Genomic DNA, 21,611 nt, shown 5'->3' on the forward strand with positions numbered 1-21,611 from the left:
TAAAGACGTGCTGACGTTACGATCCGGAGAGAGCCGTCATGTCCTTCGCCACGATCATTGCCCACACCCCCATTTGGGTGTGGTTTCTTTTAGCCTACCTGCTCTATGGCGGCATCAAGGCCTTGCAGCCAAGGGAGATGACCTGGCTGCGGATGCTTCTCCTGCCAATTCTTTTCCTCGTCTGGGGGCTTTATGACATTGTAACGGTGCTGCACCATCCCATCCTCGCCCTTGTCGCCTTTGCGGGCGGGATCGTCATCGGCGGCGCCATCGGCTGGCTTCTGGCCGCGCATCAGGATGCGGCATGGATCGACCCGGCGAGCCGGCTCATCCATCGCCCCGGAACGCCCGTGACGCTGATCTTGATCCTCATCGGTTTCATCTGCAAATATGCGCTTTCCGTCGCCCTGGCATATCATGCCGACCTTGCCGCCAGCCCCGACTATAATGTGCTCTCCGGCGCCATTGCGGGCGCGGTGGATGGCGTGTTCTGGGGCATGACTGGTCGCCAGCTTAATCAGGCGTTCGGCGGGAAGACTACGTAACCGCACACGCCTTCACCCTCGTGGTTCGAGGCTCGCTACCCTCGCACCTCACCATGAGGGTGAAGGGGCCGCGGTTTCAGAAGCCCTCATGGTGAGGTGCGACCCTGGCCCGGATCGTGAGCTTGTCGAACGGTCCGGGTCAGGGGAGCCTCGAACCACGAGGGCGCTTGGCACCCTCCATCAAAACAGGTCGACGGGCGGCCCTTAGGCTGGTAGAAGCCCGCAGTTCCCGATCTTTCGAAAATGAGCTTGCCAAGTATGTCCGCCGCAGCCGACCATCCCGTTTCCAGACGCCGCACCTTCGCGATCATCGCCCACCCGGACGCCGGCAAGACGACGCTGACGGAGAAGCTGCTGCTGTTCGGCGGCGCGATCCAGCTGGCCGGCGAGGTGAAGGCCAAGAAGGACCGCATCCAGACGCGTTCGGACTGGATGAAGATCGAGCGCGAGCGCGGCATCTCCGTCGTCACCTCGGTCATGACGTTCGAATACAAGGATTGCGTCTTCAACCTGCTCGATACGCCGGGCCACGAGGACTTCGCCGACGACACCTATCGCACGCTGACGGCGGTGGACTCGGCGGTCATGGTCATCGACGCGGCCAAGGGCATCGAGCCGCGCACGTTGAAGCTCTTCGAAGTCTGCCGGATGCGCGACATTCCGATCATCACCTTCATCAACAAGATGGATCGCGAGGCCCGCGACCCGCTGGAAATCCTCGACGAGATCGAGGAAAAGCTGGCGCTCGACACCGCGCCGATCACCTGGCCGATCGGCTCCGGCAAGAGCTTTGCCGGGACGTACGATCTCCACAACAATACGCTGCGCCAGAAGGACGCCGAGGAACAGCCGGTCAAGGTCAACGGCCCCGAGGACGCGGCGAAGCTGCTGCCTGAAAACGAGCGTCAGGCGTGGATCGACGGGCTGGAGCTGGCGCAAGGCGTCTGCCGTCCTTTCGATCTCCAAGCCTTCCGCGAGGGCCACATGACGCCGGTCTATTTCGGTTCGGCGTTGAAGAATTACGGTGTGCGCGACCTGATCGAAGCGTTCTGCGATTTCGGGCCAAGCCCGCGCGCGCAGGATGCCGACACGCGCAGGGTGGAGGCGACGGAGGAGCGGATGACCGGCTTCGTATTCAAGATCCAGGCCAATATGGACCCCAACCACCGCGACCGCATCGCCTTCCTGCGCGTCTGCTCGGGCAAGCTGGCGCGGGGGATGAAAGCCAAGCTGGTGCGCACCGGCAAGCCGATGAGCCTTTCGGCGCCGCAATTCTTTTTCGCCCGCACGAGGCAGATCGCCGACGAGGCCTTTGCAGGCGATGTGGTCGGCATACCGAACCATGGCACGCTGCGCATCGGCGATACGCTGACCGAGGGCGAGGACATATTGTTCCGCGGCGTGCCGAATTTCGCGCCGGAAATTCTCCGCCGCGTTCGGCTCGACGATGCGATGAAGGCGAAGAAGCTGAAGGAAGCGCTGCAGCAAATGGCCGAGGAAGGCGTGGTGCAATTGTTCCTGCCCGATGACGGCTCGCCGGCCATCGTCGGCGTCGTCGGCGCACTGCAGATCGATGTTTTGACCGAGCGGCTGAAGGTGGAATATTCTCTCCCCGTGGGCTTCGAGCAATCGCGCTTTTCGGTCTGCCGCTGGATTTCGGCTGATGACCCAGCGGAGCTCGCCCGCTTTATTGCGACGCACCGCGCCGATATCGCCCACGATCTCGACAACGATCCGGTCTATCTCGCGCAGAACGGCTTCTCGTTGAACTACGAGGCCGAACGCTGGAAGGGGATCCGCTTTGCGACGATCAAGGATTATCAGGTGCGGGAGAAAGCGGCTTAGGGCCGTGCCTGGTTAATAGAATCGCTAGACGATCCTACCCCCCTCTGGCTTGCCAGCCATCTCCCCCTCAAGGGGGGAGATTACGCCTTCATAGGCATGCGGCACCAATCGCAGACGTTACAGAAGGGTGCGGAGGGTTGTGTCAGCCAATCTCCCCCCTTGAGGGGGAGATGCCCGGCAGGGCAGAGGGGGGTAGGATCGTCAAGCGATTCTATTAAACTAGGAGCCACTCTAAACCATCAGATGCCGCAGTTTGTCCGGGTTGCGCATGATATAGATCGCGGTGATCAACCCCTCCTTTATATCGAGCGTCACGGTCTGCGGCAGATCGTCAGCTTCGATGGTAATAATGCCCGGCAGCCCGTTGATATTTTCAATGCGATGGACTGGAGGCATCCCGGCCTTTTCGGCAATACCGACGAAGAACCGCACCGTCTTATCCCGTCCGTATATCGGGTTGAGCGCGGCACTCCTGATACCGCCGCCATCGGAATAGATGATGACATCCTCCGCAAGCAGGCTTTGCAAAGCCGTCGGATCGCCACTGCGCGAGGCCTGGAAGAAAGCTTCCGCGATGCTGCGCCCACGGTCTTCGGGAACAGGATAACGCGGGCGGCTTTCACGCACATGATCCCGCGCGCGGCTGGCAAGTTTGCGGCAAGAGGCCGGATCGCGATCCAGAATGCTGGCCACTTCCTCGAAATTCACATCGAACACATCGTGCAGGAGAAAGGCGGCGCGCTCCAGTGGCGATAGGCGCTCCAGCGCCATCATCAGCGTCAGCGTGAGATCGTCATCCTCATCTTCCACAAGCTCGACGACAGGCTCGGGAAGCCAGGTGCCGGGATAGGTTTCCCGGCGCACCCGTGCCGATTTCATGTGATCGAGGCAGAGCCGCGTGACGATGCGCGCGAGAAACGCCTTCGGATCGCGCACAGAGGCCCGGTCCTTGGCTGTCCAGCGCAGCCAGGCATCCTGTACGATATCCTCCGCCTCCGCGACCGATCCGAGCATGCGATAGGCAATGCGGATCAGGCGCGGGCGGAGCGTCTCGAAAGCCGCTCCGAGATCGACGACGGCATTATGCGACGGCATGAACCGCTTTCACCGGATGGATCGAGCGGAAGCCGACAGAGATACGGTTCCACGCGTTGATGGTGGTGATCACGAGGGTCAGCTTGACGATTTCCTCCTCGCTGAACTGGGCTTTCAGCGCTTCATAATCCGCATCGGGCGCCCGCGTCTCGGCAACCAGCGTCAGCGCCTCGGTCCAACCCAGCGCGGCCCGCTCGCGGTCGGTGTAAAGCGGCGATTCCCGCCAGCCGTCGAGCAGGTAAATCCGCTCCTCCGTCTCGCCATGGGCGCGGGCTTCGCCGGTGTGCATATGGATGCAATAGGCGCAGCCATTGATCTGCGAGGCGCGAATTTTGACCAGATGCCGGATGGTTTCATCGAGCCCGCTGTGTGCCACCTTGTTTTCCATGTCGAGCATGGCCTGCATAAGCTGCGGCGCGACGGCGAAGGAGTTCATTCTCGGTTTCATCGGATAGCTCCATGATTTGGTTATGCGATGTCTAGACGAGATGGGGGGTGGGAGTGTGACATGGGGGACGATTTTTTTAGGTGCAGCGCGTGTGAGTCCCCCTCTGCCTTGCCAGGCACCCCCACCCCAGTCGTCATCCTCGGGCTTGACCCGAGGATCCACGGCAAGGGGGCGGAAGCAGTACTATCGTCCGGGACGGCATCATGAAAATTCAGCCCGGATATCGACCGCACGCGCTTTTTGGAACGCGTCGATGCCATGGCGAGATCAGCGCCCCTCAGCCATGGATCCTCGGGTCAAGCCCGAGGATGACGACTGGAAACGGGGGAGATGCCTGGCAAGGCAGAGGGGGGTGACAGCGCCTCCGCAATCTTTTCGGCCAGACGGGAAGCCACCTCTTCCTTGCTCATATCCGGCCAATCCTCGACACCCCGTTTCGAGACGATGCGCACCGTGTTGCGGTCGCCGCCCATGACGCCACTTGTATGCGAGACATCGTTGGCGACGATCCAGTCCGCACCCTTCCTCTCCAGCTTTCGCTTTGCATTGGCGAGAAGATCCTGCGTTTCGGCGGCGAAGCCGACGACAAGGCGCGGGCGTTTGGCGTGATGGCCGACGCCGGCGAGAATGTCGGGGTTTTCCACCATGCGCAGCGTCGGCGGCGCGCCGCCCGGGCTCTTCTTGAGTTTCTGCGCCCATTCGCTCTCCACCCGCCAGTCGGCGACGGCGGCGACCATGACCGCCGCATCGGCGGGCAGGAGGGATTCGACCGCGCTCTTCATCTGCTGCGCCGTCTCGACATGAATGAGCGAAACGCCTTCGGGGTCGGGGATCGAGACCGGGCCGGAAACGAGGCGCACCGTAGCGCCGAGCCGGGCAAGGGCCGCGGCGATAGCATGGCCCTGTTTGCCCGAGGAGCGGTTGGCGATATAGCGGACCGGATCGATCGGCTCGACGGTTGGGCCGGATGTCACGATGATGGTTTTGCCGGCTAACGGCAGATAGGCCGATTTGAAGAACGCCTCGATGCTGGCGACGATTTCGAGCGGTTCGGCCATGCGGCCAATGCCCGCCTCGCGGCTTTCCGCCATCTCGCCCCCGTTAGGGCCGACGAAGCGGATGCCATCCCGCGCCAGCGTTGCGCGGTTGCGGCGCGTCGCAGGATGATCCCACATCAGCGGGTTCATGGCCGGAGCGATGAGCACCGGCGCGGTGGTGGCCAGCAGCACGGCCGTGGCGAGATCGTCGGCAAGACCGTTAGCCATCTTGGCCATCAGATCGGCGGTGGCTGGCGCGGCCACGATCAGATCCGCCTCGCGCGACAGCCGGATATGGCCGACATCCTGCTCGTCCTCGCGGGAGAAGAGATCGGTGAAGACATGATCGGCGGCCAGCGCGCCGACCGACAGCGGCGTGACGAATTCCTGCGCCGCCTTGGTCATGATGGGGCGTACGGAAGCGCCGCGCTCGCGCAGGCGGCGGATGAGATCGAGGCATTTATAGGCTGCTATGCCGCCGCCGATGATGAGGAGAAGCCGCTTTCCGGCCAATGTTTGACCCGGGGGGGAATGCCCCTCACCCTTACCCTCTCCCCGCAAGCGGGGCGAGGGGGGCATCAGCGTTGACGTCTCTTCCTTCTCCCCGCTGGCGGGGAGTTCCAGATGGCTCAGGAGCACCCTCGCCTCCTCTTCCATGGAGCGGCCGTTGCGGGCGGCGCGCTGGCGCAGGCGTTCCTTGGCTGCGTCGTCGAGATTGCGGATGGTGATGCTGGCCATTTGATTGCAACCCTCCAAATGAAATCGCGCATAGCGCAATCATTGCAATCACTTTAGGCCATTTTCCCTATAAATGGAAGCCGAATGCGAGGCCGACGACGGCGAGTGCAATCAATGCCAGCGCAACCCGGCCCCAGCGTGAAGCGCGCGCCGCAGCCCTCCCGATGGCTTCCGTCGTTTCCAGATCGTAGCGCAGGCCGTTTTCCGCCATCCGGTCCAGCTCAAAGGAAATTCGTTCGAAACGCTTGGCGAGATCGGGCGTCTGGCGCAGCAGGTGTAGGAGCGCGAAGGCGCTTTCGCGCGCATCGGTGACGATGCCAACCGGGCCGAGATTCTGCCTGATATAGTCGCTGACCACCGGCTCGGACGCCTTCCACATGTTGAAATGCGGATCGAGCGTACGCGCCACGCCTTCGACCACCACCATGGTCTTCTGAAGCATCAGCAGCTCCGGGCGGGCCTGCATGTCGAAGAGTTCTGTCACTTCGAAAAGCAGGGTTAGCAGCTTGGCCATGGAGATGGTTTCCGCCGACTGGCCATGGATCGGCTCGCCTATCGCGCGGATCGCCTGGGCGAAGCTCGCGGCATCGTGGCGGTGCGGTACATAGCCGGCTTCGAAATGCACGTCGGCGACGCGGCGATAATCGCGCGTGATGAAACCATAGAGGATTTCGGCGAGGAAGCGGCGCTCCTTCTTGCCCAGCCGTCCGGTGATGCCGAAATCGACGGCGACGATGATGCCCTGAGGATCGACGAAGAGATTGCCGGGGTGCATATCGGCATGGAAAAAGCCGTCGCGCAGCGTGTGGCGCAGGAAGGACTGGATGAGCGTTTCGGCAAGCCGCACCAGATCGTAGCCGGCGGCGCTCAATGCCTCCACATCGGACATCTTGATGCCGTCGATCCATTCGAGCGTCAGCACATCGCGGCCCGTGCGCTCCCAATCCACGGCGGGTACGCGGAAGCCGGGATCGTCCTTCACATTTTCGGCGATTTCCGAGAGGGCGGCGGCTTCGAGCCGCAGATCCATCTCGATACGCGTGGTCTGGGCGAGCGTTTCGGTGATCTGGACCGGGCGCAGGCGGCGCGTGGCCGGCACATGGCGCTCTTGCAACCGCGCCAACATGAAGAAGCTTTCGAGATCGCGGGCGAAGCGCTGGCGGACGCCGGGGCGGATGACCTTGACGGCGACCTTGTGCGGGACACCGTCACGGAGAACCTCCGCCGGATGGACCTGGGCAATGGACGCCGCGGCTATGGGAGAGCCGAAGCGGACGTAGAGATCATCGATGTGGCGGCCAAGCGAACCCTCTATCCCCTTGATCGCGGCCTCACGCGGGAAATAATCGAGCTTGTCCTGCAGGAGCGCCAGATCGAGCGCCACGTCACGCCCGACGATATCGGGCCGTGTCGCCAGGAACTGACCAAGCTTGACATAGGAGGGACCCAGCCGGTTCATCGCGCGCGACATGCGCTCGGAACGCTGGGCCATGCGGCTGCGACGGCGCGCCAGCAGCCCGGCGATGCGGTGGCCGAAGGCGGGCAGCCCGGTCAGCCCATCGGCAGGCAGCGCGGAAATGACGCCCTCGCGCGTCATGATCCACCCGGCATGGATCAGCCTGAAGGCGGCGGCGAGACTGCTCATGCGGGGGTACTCATATCTCGTGAGACGGGATGGATCAGCCCTCTATGAAACACCCCCCTCTGCCTTGCCAGGCATCTCCCCCTCAAGGGGGGAGATTGGCTGACATGAACCTCGGCATTCTTTCTGCAACGTCTGCGATTGGAACCGCGCTTGATGAAGGCGTAATCTCCCCCCTTGAGGGGGAGATGGCTGGCAAGCCAGAGGGGGGTAACTCGTTGAACGCAAACAGTTTCCATCTGGACTAAAGCTTCCAGCCGGAATGAAGCGCGGCGATGCCGCCGGAATAGTCGCGCCAGGTCACGCGCTCGAAGCCGGCGGTGCGGATCATCGCGGCGAAATCGGCCTGGCGGGGGAATTTGCGGATGGATTCGACGAGATAACGATAGGAATCGCCGTCGCCGGCGACTATCTGGCCGATGCGGGGAATGGCGTTAAACGACCAGCCATCATAGATGCGATCAAGCAGCGGCATTTGAACTTCGGAAAATTCGAGGCAGAGGAAGCGTCCGCCCGGCTTCAGCACCCGGTAGGCTTCCGACAGCGCCCGGTCGATATGCGGAACGTTGCGGATGCCGAAGGCGATGGTGTAGGCGTCGAAGCGGCAGGCCTCGAAAGGCAGCTCCTCGGCATTGGCCTCGACGAATTCGATATTGTCGGCAAGTCCCTTCTTCACCGCCCGGTCATGGCCGACGGCAAGCATGGAGCCGTTGATATCGAGAACGGTGGCCTGCGCCTTGCGCCCGGAAGCCTCCAGAATGCGGAAAGCGATATCGCCGGTGCCCCCCGCGACATCGAGCACCTGCCAGCCCTCGCGCTTCGGCGGTGAAAGCCAGTTCACCATCGCATCCTTCCAGACGCGGTGCAGCCCGGCGGACATCAGGTCGTTCATGAGATCGTAGCGGGAGGCGACGCGGTGGAACACCTCGTTGACCAGCCCCTGCTTCTCATCCTCGCCGACCTTGCGGAAGCCGAAGGAATTCTCCATGCCGCCTCTGGCACCGACGCGGTCCGAACTGCCCTGTTCCTGGCTCATACCGTCACCTATCCGCTCTTCGATCCGCTGTTATGACACCGATATAAAGCTTGCATCGGGCGATACAAGCAGGCACGACGATGTTTAGAGTTTTGTTTTACCGCAATGAGATACCCATGGGCATTACCGTCATCGATCATCCGCTTGTCCAGCACAAGCTCACCATCATGCGCAAGAAGGAGACCTCGACGGCGACTTTCCGGCGGCTGCTGAAGGAGATATCGCTGCTGCTTTGCTACGAGGTGACGCGCGATCTGGAACTGACGACGATACGCATCGAAACGCCGCTGACGGAAATGGACGCGCCGACGCTGGAAGGCAAGAAGCTGGTCTTCGCCTCCATCCTGCGCGCCGGCAACGGACTGCTTGAGGGGATGCTCGATCTGGTGCCCGCGGCGCGCGTCGCCCATATCGGGCTCTACCGTGACCACGAGACGCTGCAGCCGATCGAATATTATTTCAAGGCGCCGGAGGATATCGTCAACCGGCTCATCATCGTGGTCGACCCGATGCTCGCCACCGCCAATTCGGCCATCGCGGCCATCGACAAGCTGAAGGAGCGCGGCGCGAGCAACATCCGCTTCCTCTGCCTCCTCGCCGCGCCAGAAGGCATCGAGCGCTTCACCAAGGCCCACCCGGACGTGCCGGTATTCACGGCGGCTATCGATAGCCATTTGAACGAGAAGGGCTATATCGTGCCGGGGCTGGGCGATGCGGGTGATCGGATGTACGGGACGAAATAGGGCTGCACTGCACCAGTCGCGGCGATAGTATAGAGGGCGTCTGCCAGCACCCCCATTAAACCATGACTAATTCTAAAGTGTTTCACTTTCAGATGGAAGCGCGCTGCGATCTCACCCCTCTGGCTTGCCAGCCATCTCCCCCTCAAGGGGGGAGATTACGCTTTCATGAACGCTCGCGCACCAATCGCAAGCGTTGCAGAATAAGCACCGAGCGTTGCGTCAGCCAATCTCCCCCCTTGAGGGGGAGATTGGCTGGCAAGGCAGAGGGGGGTGAGAACACGAACGATTCCGTCAAAATAAGCACCGCTCACAGCTAGCCTGCCATCAAATCGGAATTCCGTGCTCGTCATAGCCGATGATCTCATCAGCGCTGCGATCATCGAGGATAGGCAGTTGGGCCCAGCGCTCACGCATTTCGCGCAATTCATCAAGCAGGCGCTCCTGTTCCGGAGTGCTTGGGGCGGTCGTTTCCGGTTTTTTGCTATCAGGGAACATCGGTTGTCCTCCATTCACATATATAGGATTTCACCTTAACTTCTGCCCGTTGTCAAAACGGCTAAGTCTTACTCGCTCTAATTGACATAAACATATCTTTATGTCATTAAATCCCACCAGCAGGGCACAGCAGGTAATTTGGCATTATGAGTTCTCTTGACGATCTCTTCGGACCCCAAGCACCAAAGCCGGACGGTTCGGAAGTGCTGGCTGCGCTGACCAAGGCGGCGCGGGAGCGCATCCTCATTCTCGATGGGGCGATGGGGACGCAGATCCAGGGGTTGGGCTTCCACGAGGAACATTTTCGCGGCGAGCGTTTCAGCGCCTGCGAGTGCCATCTGCAGGGCAACAACGATCTCCTCACGCTGACCCAGCCGGCGGCCATCGAGGACATCCACTACGCCTATGCCATGGCCGGGGCGGATATCCTCGAAACCAATACCTTTTCCTCTACCTCCATCGCGCAGGCCGATTACGGCATGGAGGAGATGGTCTATGAATTGAACCGTGACGGTGCGCGCCTTGCCCGCCGCGCCGCGCTGCGGGCTGAGCAGGCGGATGGCCGCCGCCGCTTCGTTGCCGGCGCGCTGGGGCCGACCAACCGCACCGCGTCCATCTCGCCCGATGTCAACAATCCGGGCTTCCGCGCCGTCTCCTTCGATGATCTGCGTATCGCCTATGCGGAGCAGCTGCGCGGCCTGATCGATGGCGGCGCCGATATCATCCTCGTCGAAACCATCTTCGACACGCTGAACGCCAAGGCGGCGGTCTTCGCCTGCGAGGAAATCTTTGCCGAGAAAGGCGTCCGCCTGCCGGTGATGATATCGGGCACGATCACCGATCTCTCCGGCCGCACGCTTTCCGGGCAGACGCCAACGGCGTTCTGGTATTCTCTGCGCCACGCCCAGCCCTTCACCATCGGGCTCAATTGCGCGCTGGGGGCCAACGCCATGCGCGCCCATCTGGCGGAGATATCAGGCGTTGCGGATACATTCGTCTGCGCTTATCCCAATGCCGGCCTGCCCAATGAATTCGGCCAGTATGACGAGAGCCCGGAGGCGATGGCGGCGCAGATCGAGACCTTTGCCCGTGAGGGGCTGGTCAATGTGGTCGGCGGCTGCTGCGGCTCGACGCCGGATCATATCCGCGCCATCGCCGAGGCCGTCTCCCGGCACAAGCCCCGCGCCATTCCAGAAATTCCGCCGCTGATGCGGCTTTCCGGTCTTGAGCCGTTCACGCTGACCAAGGATATCCCCTTCGTCAATATCGGCGAGCGCACCAATGTCACCGGCTCCGCCAAATTCCGCAAGCTGATCACGGCAGGCGATTTCGCCGCCGCGCTCGATGTCGCCCGCGACCAGGTGGAGAACGGCGCGCAAATCATCGACGTCAACATGGATGAGGGCCTGATCGATTCTCAGAAGGCGATGACCGAGTTCCTCAACCTCGTCGCCGCAGAGCCGGATATCGCGCGCGTTCCCGTGATGATCGATTCCTCCAAATGGGAGATCATCGAGGCAGGTCTGAAATGCGTTCAGGGCAAGCCGCTGGTCAATTCCATCTCGATGAAGGAGGGTGAGGAGGCCTTCCTGCATCACGCGAGGCTCTGCCGCGCCTATGGCGCCGCCGTCGTCGTCATGGCCTTCGACGAGCAGGGGCAGGCGGACACGAAAGAGCGCAAGGTCGAGATCTGCACCCGCGCCTATAAGCTCCTGACCGAGCAGGCGGGCTTCCCGCCGGAAGACATCATCTTCGATCCCAACATCTTCGCGGTGGCGACGGGCATCGAGGAGCACAACAATTACGGCGTCGATTTCATTGAGGCGACGCGCGAGATCATCGCGACGCTGCCCCATGTCCATATCTCCGGCGGCGTGTCGAACCTCTCCTTCTCGTTCCGCGGTAATGAACCGGTGCGCGAGGCGATGCATGCGGTGTTCCTCTACCACGCCATCCAGGCGGGCATGGACATGGGCATCGTCAATGCGGGCCAGCTCGCCGTCTATGAATCCATAGAGCCGGACTTGCGCGAGGCCTGCGAGGACGTGGTGCTCAACCGCCGTGCGGATTCGACCGAACGCCTGCTGGAGCTTGCCGAGCGCTTCAAGGGCGCCGCCGGCAAGGAAGCCAAGGAGCGGGATCTGAAATGGCGCGAATGGCCGGTGGAAAAGCGGCTGGAGCACGCGCTGGTCAACGGCATCACCGAATATATCGAGGCCGACACCGAGGAAGCGAGGCTCGCCGCCAAACGTCCGCTGCATGTCATCGAGGGGCCGCTGATGGCCGGGATGAATGTCGTCGGCGATCTCTTCGGCTCGGGCAAAATGTTCCTGCCGCAGGTGGTGAAATCCGCTCGCGTCATGAAGCAGGCCGTGGCGGTCCTCCTGCCCTATATGGAGGAGGAGAAGCGCCTCAATGGCGGCGGCAGCGAGCGCCAGAGCGCCGGGAAGGTGCTGATGGCGACCGTCAAGGGCGACGTGCACGATATCGGCAAGAACATCGTCGGCGTCGTTCTCGCCTGCAACAATTATGAGATCATCGATCTCGGCGTCATGGTGCCGGCGACGAAGATATTGCAGACAGCGCGCGAGGAAAACGTCGATATCATCGGCCTTTCCGGCCTGATCACCCCATCGCTCGACGAAATGGCGCATGTGGCGGCGGAGATGGAGCGCGAGGGCTTCGATATCCCGCTCCTCATCGGCGGCGCCACGACGAGCCGGGTGCACACGGCGGTGAAGATTCATCCGCGCTATGAACGGGGCCAGACGGTCTATGTCGTCGATGCCAGCCGCGCCGTCGGCGTCGTCTCCAGCCTTCTATCGCCGGACGGCAAGCAAACCTATATCGATGGCGTGCGCACCGAATACGCCAAGGTGGCCGCCGCCCATGCGCGCAACGAGGCGGAAAAGCAGCGCCTGCCGCTCGCCCGCGCCCGCGCCAATGCGCAAAAGATCGACTGGGACGCCTACACGCCACCCAAGCCCGCATTTCTGGGAACCCGCACCTTCGAGAATTGGGATCTGGAGGAGCTATCCCGCTATATCGACTGGACGCCCTTCTTCCAGACCTGGGAGCTGAAGGGCCGCTATCCGGCGATTCTCGAAGACGAAAAGCAGGGCGAGGCCGCCCGCCAGCTTTACGCTGATGCGCAAGCGATGCTGAAGAAAATCATCGACGAGAAATGGTTCCAGCCAAGGGCGGTTATCGGCTTCTGGCCGGCCAATAGCGTCGGCGACGATATAAGGCTGTTCACCGACGAGAAGCGTAGCGGAGAACTCGCGACCTTCTTCACCCTGCGCCAGCAGCTTTCCAAGCGCGACGGCAGGCCGAACGTGGCGCTGTCCGATTTCGTCGCGCCGGTTGGGACCCGCAAGCCGGATTATGTCGGCGGTTTCGTGGTGACGGCGGGCATCGAGGAGGTGGCGATTGCCGAACGCTTCGAGCGCGCCAATGACGATTATTCCTCGATCCTCGTGAAAGCGCTCGCCGACCGTTTTGCCGAGGCCTTCGCCGAATTGATGCATGAGCGCGTACGCAAGGAATTCTGGGGCTACGCGGCGGAGGAAAAGCTGACGCCGGAAGAGCTGATCTCCGAATCGTATCACGGCATCCGCCCCGCGCCGGGCTATCCCGCCCAGCCCGATCATACCGAGAAGACGACGCTTTTCCGCCTGCTCGATGCGGAAAAGGCGACGGGCGTAGAGCTTACCGAAAGCTATGCGATGTGGCCGGGCTCGTCCGTCTCCGGCCTCTATCTAGCACATCCCGAAAGCTATTATTTCGGTGTCGCCAAGGTCGAGCGCGACCAGGTCGAGGACTATGCCGCCCGCAAGAATATGAGCGTGGCGGAGGTCGAGCGCTGGCTCGGGCCCATCCTCAACTATGTGCCTGATAATCGGCCCGCATCGGCGGAGGCGGCGGCATAACGCTGACGCCCTCCTTCCCCCTTGCGGGGAAGGTGCCCGCGGAGCGGGCGGATGGGGGTGGTGACGGGTGTGCTCTCTTTTGAACCACCCCCACCCGGCCCGGAGCCCGTCCTGGGCTTGCCGAAGGCAAGACCCGGGAGGCCACCCTCCCCGCAAGGGGGAGGGAAGGCGGCCCCTTCACATTACCGCGATTTAACCCTGCCATTCACATTCCATTCACGCCCTTGGGACCATGTTGTGCGCGTGAAATTCATCCCCCCAATCAATGAATTTCCTCGCCTCAATGAAAAGGAATCAAGATGAAAAGTCTTGTCATCGCCGTCACCGCGTTTTCCATCCTCGCCCCCACGGCGGCTCTCGCTCAGTATCAGCCGAAGCACGGCTATGAGCGTCCGGTGGAGCAATCCTATGGCAAGCGTCACGACGATCGCCGCGACATGCGCCGCCATGACGACCGCCGTGACATGCGCCGTCACGATGACAGGCGTGAGCGTTGGTCGCGAGGCAGAGAGTTGCCGCGCAGCTATCGCAGCCATGTCGTGCGCGACTATGGCCGCTATCGCCTGAGCAGGCCGCCGCGCGGACACCAATGGGTGCGGGTGGATAACGACTATTTGCTGATCAGCATCGCCAGCGGCGTGATCTCCTCCATCGTCGCGGGCCGGTAAATCGGCCTTGATCCGGCTATAGGAATGAAAGGCGGCTCCGAAGGCCGCCTTTTTCGTTTTGAGCGGTTCATGTTTTGATGGAATCGCGAGGCATACCCCCCTCTGGCTTGCCAGCCATCTCCCCCTCAAGGGGGGAGATTACGCTATCATTGCCGTTTCCGCCAATCGTCAACATTCCCAGGATAAGTGCCGTCATCGATGCAGGCCAATCTCCCCCCTTGAGGGGGAGATGGCTGGCAAGCCAGAGGGGGGTATACTGTCCCGCCAGCATTTCCATCTGAATATGAAATGCTCTAGCCTATGCGGCCTGTGACAAATCCTCACGAGCATGGTTCTGGGCCATCGCCTGTTTGATCGCTATCGGCAGCACATCGGCGAACTTGGCGGCAAGCACACCGTGGATCGTCGCGCGATCATTCGGCTCGAACAGCTCAAAGCCCTGTACGCAGCCATAGGGCGTGGCGCCGATTCTGATTTCCTCCAGCGCCGCCAAGGCCTTTTTTCCCTTCACCGCATCTACATAGGCGAGTCCCATCGGCTCCGAGACGGCAACGCCATGCCGCGTTATTTCGAGATGATTGGCAAGCGACACGGTATCGAACTGAGCGATATCGCGGTACCGAAAGGAAATTTGCCGGTTGAGCACATCCGGGTGCTCCGAGAAAAAAAGCTGCAAGGTTGAGCGGCGCAAGGGGTGCGGATAATGATGGACATTCAGAAACCGGCCGCTCATGCCCGCGAGAACCGCGCCCTTCCATTGCGCCAGACGATATCTTGGCAAATTATGTTGGTATCCGGGAATTTTCCCGAGAAGCTGTCGGAATTTATACTTCCAGCGCGTATTTTCAGGCACGTCCCAGACGCCATGCAGCAGGGGTAGCTCATCCCTGTAGAAATCTGCCGGCTGCAATGGTGCATTCAGGAAAAAATCGTCATTAGCATAGATGAAATGTTCCGACAGGCTTGGGATTCGCCAAAGCGCGGCCGCGATGGTCCGGGCGTTGAAATTGGGACGAACGGCGTTCAATCCAGCGAAAATATCATCATGCGACACGATCTTGAGAAATGACGGATCGCATTTTCCTTCCGTGATGAAGGAATCGAGATGCTCAGGCTTTTGATTGTCGGTGACGATGAGAATCCGGCGGATGAACGGCGCATATTTTATCACCGATGCGATGTGATAATAGATCTCGCCGTTGTCGGTATAGCGCTCACTGGTCGTCGCCTCGAAATGGGTCGTGCCGGAAACCGGGGCGAATTCCTGGCGCGCCGCGATGTGTTTCGGGTCCTGCCCATCCACCCAGGCGATGACGTAATCGATCTTCAAAACGATCCCCTCTGCGACGCGCTGTTACAAAACCGTAACAATTTCGTCACGTGGGGGCAACGGGTAGCCGGCTGATAATCCCAGGGAAAAACAGGCGCGCTCAAGACGCGATTTTCCGGTCCTCCGGCTCCCGCTCGACGCCCAGACGCTTCATCAGCGCCATGGCATCGGCAGGGGCGCGAACCTTCGCGTCATTGTCGAAATAGACATAGACATCTCGCCCGCTCTGCAGTGGTCTGGTCGGATCGAGCACCCGCTCGGCATTATCAGGCTCGCGGCCATGCGCCCAGGCGCGCACACGCTCGGCCCAGCGGTCGAGCGACTTGTCATCGTAGCCGCTGGTATAAAGCTCCTGCGAACCGTGCAGGCGGCAATAGACGAAGTCGGCGGTGAGGTCCATCAACAGCGGCCATTCCACCGTATCGGCGCAGACCAGCGCCACGCGATGGCGGCGCAGCAGCGCGATGAATTCGGGCGAGCGGAAACTGTCATGACGGATTTCGACGGCGTGGCGGATGGAGCGTTTCGCATCGCTTTGTGTAAAGGCGCGCCCCTCCAGCCGGGCATCGTGATGTCGGGCGATTTCGGAAGCCTGCCGGGTATCGTGCGGCAGAAGGCTGAGAAAGGCATCGAACAGTTCCGCGTCGAATTTCAGGTTCGGCGGAAATTGCCAGAGAATCGGCCCGAGTTTGCTACCCAGCCGAAGGAGGCCCGAGGCCATGAAATTGGCAAGCGGCGTTTCCACGTCCCGCAGCCGCTTGAGATGGGTGATGTAGCGCGAGCCCTTGATGGCGAAGACGAAATCATCGGGCGTGCTCTCGCTCCACCGGGCGAAGCTTTCGGGCCGCTGCAGGCTGTAGAACGTGCCATTGACTTCGATCGAGGGAAAATGCTCCGCGGCGTATGTCAGTTCCAGCCGCTGCGGCAGCCTTTCTGGATAGAACACCCCGCGCCAGCGCGCATAGGTCCATCCCGATATGCCGATGCGGATCGTTCCAGCCCTCGCCATCGTTTTCGCCTGTGCCTGAATGGGTCGATGAGCGGAAAACGCAGGGGTCGCCCATATCGTTCCCATGGCGTGGCCACGCCATTATTCGGTGGAGCTATTACCGTCTTTTACTGAGGAACTGCTCGGCCTCTTCTGTCGCATTGGCTAATGCCCGGATATCGCCGCTCCGCAACGCGACAACCAACTGCTCAAGAAGCCGGGTAGCTCGCACCGTATCGGCTCCCTCAATGCCCGTTTCATCTGTTAGGCCAGGCAGCATGAGCCAGACAAGATCAACTCCAAAGGCCTTGCTGTATTTCAACGCAACGTCGGCGTCGAATGTGTTCTTGCCGATCTCGTGAGCGCGATAGGTGTCTTCGATTATCCCGGATTTCTTGGCCGCGGCGCGCAAAGTCTTGAACCCGGCGGCAATCCTCGCCTGGCGAAGTCGGGCTGCACGCGCGGCAATGAGCTTCTCTCGGTCGTCCGCTGGATGCGGCGGATTTGGTGAAGGTTGCGGCATAATGGCCTTACGGGACCCGCAATCTCACGCCAGGGCCACCGCCGTTTTCAGGGATGAACTCGATTCCGACCGCTTCGAATGCCGCGACAAGGCTGGCGAGATTATTGGAAATCGGCATGCGCGCACCGCGTTCGAAATCTGCGATTGTCTGCCGGGAAACATTTGCAGCCTCAGCCAATTCTGCCTGACTCCAACCGAGCATACCTCGTGCACCACGGCACTGTTCCGGTGTCAGGCTTTTCATACGTCGTACTTTCTGATTGACATCAATCATTTTGTAGGTAGCTTGTTATGGAAAATGCAGCCGAGCGAGATGTTTGAGCCATCTTGCCCGGCCTGACCAAAATCAAGCTGGTGAGAGCTCGGATCGTGGCTGATTCTGAGGATAGCAGAACTTTGCCTGCCGTCACCCGTCCGAAATTGTTGATTATCTCAATTAAGCAATCATGCGGGGAAAAATGACATTACAAACAGAAGATGTTTCGACCTCAACCGATAAGCCGACTCCGCAAGAAGGCCTGAAACTCGTTCAAGCCTTCCTTCAAATTTCAGACCCGGCAAAAAGGCGGGAAGCGCTGGCATTGGTGCAAGCGCTCGCGGAAGGTCAGCCGGAAACGGACGCATCGTAGCCCGATGCTCGATCTCATCAACGGCCTGCTGTCAGCCGTATCTATTGTGCTGACCGTCGCTACCGTGGCCGTCTGGCTCGATGCGCTGCGATCGGACGGCCCGTCCTGACCTACCGCGCCGGGGTCTGCGGCACGACCGAACAAGGTGGATTGCCGCTAGAATTGGCGCGGGGAAAAAAGCCCGTGAGTACCATCTCTTTGCCTTGAACGCTTTGATGCCGACCGCCGCATTTGCCGAGGCAAACGGCATTCCGGCCTATAATGTCTGCAATGGCGCCTTGCGCAGGATCGTGCAATTCACGCTGCGCTCTTACGCGACCCAGCGGCCATCGCCGCCGCTGCGGGCAAAGCGCAGGGCTCGCCCATATCGGTTCCCCGAAGGCGGAAGCTTCAATATATTGCGCTTGAATGATACGGCATTTTGCCGTATAAAAACGGAAAGGAATGTGTCATGCCCAAACCCATTGTCGAAAACGATACCGCCCGGCTCGAAGCGCGCATTCCGGCCCAGGTCTACGATCAAATGCAACGCGCGGCGCGCCTGCGCGGCATGACACTGACGGGCTATCTTATCGCCACCGCAGGCGAGGACGCCCGGCGCGTTGTCGAACAGGCCGAAATCATGCGCCTTGCGCGCGCCGATCAAATCCGCTTCGCGGAGGCGTTGATCGATCCGCCCAAGCCGAATGAGCGGCTGGCCCGCGCCGCCAAGCGGCACGCCGAACTGATCGAGCGCCGGTGAGCGCCCGCTTCATCATCGAGCCGCTGGACAAGAAGCACAAGCGAACAGACTTCTCTTGTGGCAACGAGCGTATCGATACCTATTTCCGCGAAATAGTATCGCAGGACGTGAAGCGCAAATATGCGACCTGCTTCGTAGCAAGGGAGATTGCGACGGATCGTGTTTCCGGATTCTATACCCTGTCTTCCAGCAACGTGCCTCTGAATGAAGTTCCCGAGTCCCTGGCGAAAAAGCTGCCGCGCTATCCTTCCGTCCCGGCAGTGCTGATCGGCTGGCTCGGTCGCCATGGCGACTATGCCGGGCAAGGGCTTGGGGAGGTTTTGCTGTTCGATGCGATCAAGACTGTCGCAACCTCGTCCATCGGAGCACATGCCATCTTCGCCGACGCCATCGACGACAAGGCCGCATCATTCTACGCGAGCTTTGGGTTCATACCTTTGATCGAGCGACCGCGTACGCTTTATCTATCGGTGACGACGGCATTGAGCTTGATCGGGCAGAACTGAACTGGCGGAGAGAGCGGGATTCGAACCCGCGATACGGTTTCCCGTATACACACTTTCCAGGCGTGCGCCTTCAACCACTCGGCCACCTCTCCGTCCGTCTGTTCCCGCAAATTTGAGGCGGGGAACAGATAAATAAATGCACCGAACATTCGATGGCGTTGGTTAGGCGCCAACCATCCGGTGCGGCGCGGACTATAGTCAGAAAAGCCGCGCGTTCAACCGCTATTTCGCATGAATCCGAAAAGAATCTGATCTCGCCCGGCGGCGATTGCGCCGTGCATCGTCGCGCTCTAAAATTCGGGACGGCTGATTGCCAAATTCACAGAGTGTACCCATGTTCCGTTTTCTGTTTCGCGTATTCGCCATCGCCGCGCTGGCGCTCTCCGTCATCCTCGCCGTACTCGATGCCGCGCGCTCCGTGGGCGCGTCGAGAATGGTCGCTACACCTTTGGCGGATATCTGGGCCGCCGCCTCCCCGCAAACCTTTGCCGATGCAAAAACGCTGGTGACGCATTATATCGGACCTATCGGCTGGGACCCGGTGCTGGTCTGGGTGCTGGATTGTCCCGCCTGGGCTGTCTTCGCGAGTATGGCGCTGCTCTTTTATGCCATGGGATATCGCCGCGAAGCCAGGTTTGGCCATTTGGTCGTTGACTGAGCATGATCCCGAAAAGTTGCAGACTTTTCGGATAAGATCATGCGGCTAGGTAAGCGGCATGATCCCGAAAAGTTGCAGACTTTTTGGATAAGATCATGCGGCCAGGCAAGCGGCATGATCCCGAAAAGTTGGCTAGCTTTTCGGACAAGATCATGCGGCTGAAACGAAATTGACCATAGGAGAAAGCGGATGTCGCTGATTGAAAAACTGAGCCGGAAAACGCGGATGCCGGCGCTGGAAGAGGCACTCCCGGGCCGGGCCGCTTCGATCCCGACGGCCCTCACGCATTTCATCACGGGAAGACCGCTCAAGGGGCCGTGGCCCGGCAACATGAAGAAGATCATGTTCGGCATGGGCTGCTTCTGGGGCGTGGAGCGGCTGTTCTGGCAGATGCCGGGCGTCCATGCGACGGCGGCAGGCTATGCCGGCGGCATCACGCCGAACCCGACCTATGAGGAAACCTGCACCGGCCTGACCGGACACAACGAAGTGGTTCTGGTGGTCTATGATCCGGCGATCGTCAATCTTGCCGATCTCCTTAAAACCTTCTGGGAAGAGCATGACCCGACGCAGGGCATGCGGCAGGGCAACGATATCGGCACCACTTATCGCTCCGGCATCTATACATTTTCGCCCGAGGATCGGCGCGTTGCCGAGGACAGTCGCGAAGCGTATCAGAAGGCGCTGGATGCGCGAGGGCTCGGTGAAATCACCACCGAAATCCTGGACGCGCCGGAATTCTATTACGCCGAGGATTACCACCAGCAATATCTTGCCAAGAACCCCGGCGGCTATTGCGGCCTGAAAGGTACGGGCGTCGCCTGTGTCGCGTCCTGACGACAACTGTGGGGAGTTTCCCGGCGCCTAAGATTCCGCGTGAAATTCGTTTGCCGGCATGCCAGATTGAAGCTCAAGTGTGCGGGTGGGTCTGCGCGCTGTATAATCTGTATAGAGTGATCCAGAGGGTTTAGAAAATGAAACAGATTGTCCTTGGCCTGATGGCCGCGACCGCCCTTTCCGTGGGCGGCATGTCGGCCGGCGCTTGGGCGGCCGAGCCGGCTGTCGTCTACGATCTTGGCGGAAAATTCGACAAATCGTTCAACGAAGCGGCCTATGATGGCGCCGAGAAATACAAGAAGGACACCGGCATCGCCTATCGCGAGTTCGAGATCCAGAATGAGGCGCAGCGCGAGCAGGCATTGCGCAAATTTGCCGAAGACGGCAATTCGCCCATCGTCATCGCCGGCTTCACCGCAACGGCGGCCATCGAAAAAGTGGCGACCGAATTCCCCGACACCCAATTCGTCATCATCGATGCGGTGGTAGAGAACAAGCCGAATGTCCGCTCCGTCGTCTTCAAGGAAGAGGAAGGCTCCTATCTCGTCGGCCTCCTGGGCGCCATGGCCTCCAAGTCCGGCACGGTCGGCTTTGTGGGCGGCATGGATGTGCCGCTGATCCGCAAGTTCGCCTGCGGCTATGTCGCCGGCGTCAAGGCCACCAGCAAGGACGCCAAAGTCATCCAGAACATGACCGGCGACACGCCTTCGGCATGGAACGATCCGGCCAAGGGCGCCGAGATCGCCAAATCGCAGATGGACCAGGGCGCGGATGTGATCTACCACGCGGCCGGCGGCACCGGCATCGGCGTGCTCCAGGCGGTTGCCGACGCCGGCAAGCTCGGCATCGGCGTCGATTCAAATCAGGATGGCCTGCATCCCGGCCATGTGCTGACGTCCATGGTCAAGCGCGTCGATACTGCCGTCTACAACGCCTTCAAGGATGCGGCTGATGGCAAGTTCACCGCCGGCACTCAGAATTTGGGCCTGAAGGAAAATGGCGTCGATTATTCTGTCGATGAATACAACGAAAAGCTGATCAGCCCGGAAATGAAAAAGGCTGTCGAAACAGCCAAGGCCGATATCATCGCCGGCAAGATCACCGTTCATGACTACATGACGGACAACAAGTGCCCTTATTGATCGGGCGGCCTGTGGATTGAATGCGAAACCGCCGG

At 60.7% G+C, this 21,611-nt stretch carries 21 protein-coding genes and 1 tRNA gene; 11 read left to right on the forward strand and 11 right to left on the reverse strand.

Annotated elements, in window-relative coordinates; all coding sequences use genetic code 11:
• The first annotated feature begins 38 nt into the window (after positions 1–38).
• Positions 39–545, forward strand: coding sequence for a DUF6622 family protein (locus tag C7477_RS11695; protein ID WP_110752290.1), 507 nt, complete (start codon positions 39–41; stop codon positions 543–545).
• A gap of 258 nt (positions 546–803) precedes the next feature.
• The gene (locus tag C7477_RS11700; RefSeq protein ID WP_110752292.1) at positions 804–2,390 is read left to right on the forward strand and encodes a peptide chain release factor 3; all 1,587 of its coding nucleotides are present in this window, start codon (positions 804–806) and stop codon (positions 2,388–2,390) included.
• A gap of 231 nt (positions 2,391–2,621) precedes the next feature.
• Here the strand turns inward: C7477_RS11700 and C7477_RS11710 are convergent, their stop codons facing one another.
• The 5 genes from C7477_RS11710 to ubiE form a co-directional block, all read right to left on the reverse strand.
• Positions 2,622–3,485 carry a sigma-70 family RNA polymerase sigma factor gene (locus C7477_RS11710; protein ID WP_110752294.1) on the reverse strand — a complete coding sequence of 288 codons (864 nt, stop codon included), beginning with the start codon at positions 3,483–3,485 and terminating at the stop codon, positions 2,622–2,624.
• Positions 3,472–3,933, reverse strand: a complete 462-nt coding sequence (locus C7477_RS11715; RefSeq protein ID WP_110752296.1) for a carboxymuconolactone decarboxylase family protein — start codon at positions 3,931–3,933, stop codon at positions 3,472–3,474. The genes C7477_RS11710 and C7477_RS11715 overlap by 14 nt, the downstream gene beginning before the upstream one ends.
• A 296-nt stretch (positions 3,934–4,229) precedes the next feature.
• Positions 4,230–5,708 carry a bifunctional phosphopantothenoylcysteine decarboxylase/phosphopantothenate--cysteine ligase CoaBC gene (gene coaBC / locus C7477_RS11720; RefSeq protein WP_110752298.1) on the reverse strand — a complete coding sequence of 493 codons (1,479 nt, stop codon included), beginning with the start codon at positions 5,706–5,708 and terminating at the stop codon, positions 4,230–4,232.
• Positions 5,709–5,775: 67 nt separating this feature from the next.
• Complete coding sequence (gene ubiB, locus C7477_RS11725; RefSeq protein ID WP_110752300.1) at positions 5,776–7,353, reverse strand: 2-polyprenylphenol 6-hydroxylase; 1,578 nt, start codon at positions 7,351–7,353, stop codon at positions 5,776–5,778.
• A 241-nt stretch (positions 7,354–7,594) separates the two neighbouring features.
• The gene (gene ubiE / locus C7477_RS11735) at positions 7,595–8,386 is read right to left on the reverse strand and encodes a bifunctional demethylmenaquinone methyltransferase/2-methoxy-6-polyprenyl-1,4-benzoquinol methylase UbiE (protein WP_110752304.1); all 792 of its coding nucleotides are present in this window, start codon (positions 8,384–8,386) and stop codon (positions 7,595–7,597) included.
• Positions 8,387–8,502: 116 nt separating this feature from the next.
• On the opposite strand from ubiE, the gene upp reads away from it, so the two are divergent.
• Positions 8,503–9,129 carry a uracil phosphoribosyltransferase gene (upp, locus tag C7477_RS11740; RefSeq protein ID WP_110752306.1) on the forward strand — a complete coding sequence of 209 codons (627 nt, stop codon included), beginning with the start codon at positions 8,503–8,505 and terminating at the stop codon, positions 9,127–9,129.
• A 324-nt stretch (positions 9,130–9,453) separates the two neighbouring features.
• Here upp and C7477_RS11745 read toward each other — a convergent pair whose 3' ends face one another.
• On the reverse strand, positions 9,454–9,624 hold the full coding sequence (locus C7477_RS11745) for a type II toxin-antitoxin system VapB family antitoxin (RefSeq protein ID WP_181418403.1): 171 nt from the start codon (positions 9,622–9,624) through the stop codon (positions 9,454–9,456).
• 143 nt (positions 9,625–9,767) lie between these two features.
• On the opposite strand from C7477_RS11745, the gene metH reads away from it, so the two are divergent.
• Complete coding sequence (gene metH / locus C7477_RS11750; protein ID WP_110752308.1) at positions 9,768–13,553, forward strand: methionine synthase; 3,786 nt, start codon at positions 9,768–9,770, stop codon at positions 13,551–13,553.
• A gap of 299 nt (positions 13,554–13,852) precedes the next feature.
• Positions 13,853–14,221, forward strand: coding sequence for an RcnB family protein (locus C7477_RS11755; RefSeq protein ID WP_110752310.1), 369 nt, complete (start codon positions 13,853–13,855; stop codon positions 14,219–14,221).
• A 298-nt stretch (positions 14,222–14,519) separates the two neighbouring features.
• On the opposite strand, the gene C7477_RS11765 is transcribed toward C7477_RS11755, so the two are convergent.
• The 4 genes from C7477_RS11765 to C7477_RS11780 form a co-directional block, all read right to left on the reverse strand.
• Positions 14,520–15,551 carry a Stealth CR1 domain-containing protein gene (locus tag C7477_RS11765; RefSeq protein WP_110752312.1) on the reverse strand — a complete coding sequence of 344 codons (1,032 nt, stop codon included), beginning with the start codon at positions 15,549–15,551 and terminating at the stop codon, positions 14,520–14,522.
• Between the two features lie 100 nt (positions 15,552–15,651).
• On the reverse strand, positions 15,652–16,560 hold the full coding sequence (locus tag C7477_RS11770; RefSeq protein WP_110752314.1) for a DUF72 domain-containing protein: 909 nt from the start codon (positions 16,558–16,560) through the stop codon (positions 15,652–15,654).
• Between the two features lie 97 nt (positions 16,561–16,657).
• Complete coding sequence (locus C7477_RS11775) at positions 16,658–17,062, reverse strand: helix-turn-helix domain-containing protein (protein WP_110752316.1); 405 nt, start codon at positions 17,060–17,062, stop codon at positions 16,658–16,660.
• Between the two features lie 7 nt (positions 17,063–17,069).
• Entirely contained in the window at positions 17,070–17,336 is a 267-nt protein-coding gene (locus C7477_RS11780; protein WP_245411821.1) for a helix-turn-helix transcriptional regulator, read from the reverse strand.
• A 435-nt stretch (positions 17,337–17,771) separates the two neighbouring features.
• Here C7477_RS11780 and C7477_RS19515 point away from each other — a divergent pair, with 435 nt between their 5' ends.
• Genes C7477_RS19515 through C7477_RS11795 form a run of 3 tightly spaced genes read left to right on the forward strand, consistent with a single transcriptional unit; the run spans position 17,772 to position 18,939 of the window.
• Positions 17,772–18,245 carry an alginate lyase family protein gene (locus C7477_RS19515; protein ID WP_110752320.1) on the forward strand — a complete coding sequence of 158 codons (474 nt, stop codon included), beginning with the start codon at positions 17,772–17,774 and terminating at the stop codon, positions 18,243–18,245.
• The gene (locus tag C7477_RS11790; protein WP_110752322.1) at positions 18,143–18,433 is read left to right on the forward strand and encodes a type II toxin-antitoxin system TacA family antitoxin; all 291 of its coding nucleotides are present in this window, start codon (positions 18,143–18,145) and stop codon (positions 18,431–18,433) included. Before C7477_RS19515 ends, C7477_RS11790 begins: the two co-directional genes overlap by 103 nt.
• Positions 18,430–18,939, forward strand: a complete 510-nt coding sequence (locus C7477_RS11795; protein WP_110752324.1) for a GNAT family protein — start codon at positions 18,430–18,432, stop codon at positions 18,937–18,939. The genes C7477_RS11790 and C7477_RS11795 overlap by 4 nt, the downstream gene beginning before the upstream one ends.
• Before the next feature lie 2 nt (positions 18,940–18,941).
• Here C7477_RS11795 and C7477_RS11800 read toward each other — a convergent pair.
• Positions 18,942–19,031 (reverse strand) — tRNA-Ser (locus tag C7477_RS11800).
• 242 nt (positions 19,032–19,273) lie between these two features.
• On the opposite strand from C7477_RS11800, the gene C7477_RS11805 reads away from it, so the two are divergent.
• From C7477_RS11805 to C7477_RS11815, 3 genes are all read left to right on the forward strand, one after another.
• A complete protein-coding gene (locus tag C7477_RS11805; protein ID WP_110752326.1) occupies positions 19,274–19,597 on the forward strand; it encodes a hypothetical protein in 324 nt (107 codons plus the stop codon).
• A 189-nt stretch (positions 19,598–19,786) separates the two neighbouring features.
• Positions 19,787–20,434 (forward strand): peptide-methionine (S)-S-oxide reductase MsrA, encoded by a 648-nt coding sequence (msrA, locus tag C7477_RS11810; protein ID WP_110752328.1) that lies wholly within the window; start codon positions 19,787–19,789, stop codon positions 20,432–20,434.
• Between the two features lie 137 nt (positions 20,435–20,571).
• Entirely contained in the window at positions 20,572–21,576 is a 1,005-nt protein-coding gene (locus tag C7477_RS11815; protein WP_110752330.1) for a BMP family lipoprotein, read from the forward strand.
• Positions 21,577–21,611 lie beyond the last annotated feature (35 nt).

The organism is Paramesorhizobium leguminum (assembly GCF_003217235.1).
Lineage (GTDB): Bacteria > Pseudomonadota > Alphaproteobacteria > Rhizobiales > Rhizobiaceae > Paramesorhizobium > Paramesorhizobium leguminum.